The following is a 1,220-nucleotide window of genomic DNA, read 5'->3' as shown; positions in this document are numbered from 1 at the left end:
AACCGAATGGCGTGAGCTTCAGCGGGTGATGGAACCCCTAGCTAAGGCTGCGATCGCAATTCCCCTCGCTGCCATCCGTTTTGATCTTGGCGCAGTGGTCACCCTCAGCCGATTTGCCCCCTCTTTCTTACGATATGCTGGGGATTCTATCAAGCTCAGAGGACCCTTTAGCCAGATTATGGACGGTGTTCTCAAAGACAACTTTAGCCGTAATTGGCTGGAGTTGCTTTCTTTTCTATTATCTGGGCTACCAGCGGATGGAACCATTGCGGCAGAGATGGCCTTTATGTTTGCGGAATGGTATCGACCAGAAGTAGTGCTAGACTATCCCATTGGTGGTAGTGGTGCCCTAGTTGATGCCCTGGTGCGGGGATTAGAAAAACATGGCGGTCAGTTGATCGTTAATGCTCATGTTGAAGAAGTGATAGTCGAGCACAACCGTGCCGTAGGTGTGCGACTGCGGGGCAGCAAAGAAATCCGAGCTTGTAAAGCAGTGGTATCTAATATCTCAGTATGGGATACCCTCAAACTACTGCCAGATTCAGCCATACCAAAATCCTATCGAGCCAAGAGAAACGCCACCCCTGAGTGTGACAGCTTCATGCATCTCCACTTAGGCATTGATGCTCAAGGACTAGAAAAAGACCTAGCCTGCCACTACATTATCGTTAATGACTGGGAAAAGGGTGTTACCGCTCCCCAGAATATAGTAGTGCTATCGATTCCATCCCTTCTAGACCCATCCTTAGCACCACCAGGAAAACACGTGATTCACGTTTACACTCCAGGTAACGAACCCTATGAACTCTGGCAAGGCATGAGTCGTAACAGTGAAGCCTATGCACAACAAAAGCAGGTGCGTGCAGAAATCATGTGGAAAGGATTGGAGCGGATCATTCCAGACATTCGTTCCCGTTGTGAGGTCACTCTAGTCGGTACACCACTCACCCACGAACGCTTTCTGCGCCGCCACCGAGGTTCCTACGGTCCAGCGATTCGAGCCGGAGTTGGCATCTTTCCTGGTCCTGGCACACCCCTACCTGGACTAATGTGCTGTGGAGACTCAACCTTTCCCGGTATTGGTTTACCAGCCGTTGCCGCCAGCGGGATGATTACTGCCAATACCCTTGTACCGGTTTCAAAGCATTTGGAAATGCTGAAAACGATTGGGTTGTGACCTAGATTGGGCAACTATCGTCAGCCGTCAGCCGTCAGCCGTC

1 protein-coding gene is annotated in these 1,220 nt (G+C 50.7%); it reads left to right on the top strand.

Translation table 11 applies throughout. From position 1 onward, the window contains the following. A partial coding sequence (locus F6K38_RS44780; protein ID WP_287360895.1) for a phytoene desaturase family protein occupies positions 1-1,177 on the top strand: 1,177 nt, incomplete at its 5' end. Positions 1,178-1,220: the final 43 nt, after the last annotated feature.

Origin of the sequence: Moorena sp. SIO3B2 (assembly GCF_010692525.1) — a bacterium.
Taxonomy (GTDB): Bacteria; Cyanobacteriota; Cyanobacteriia; order Cyanobacteriales; family Coleofasciculaceae; genus Moorena; species Moorena producens.
This window is presented reverse-complemented; position numbering and strand designations above follow the sequence as displayed.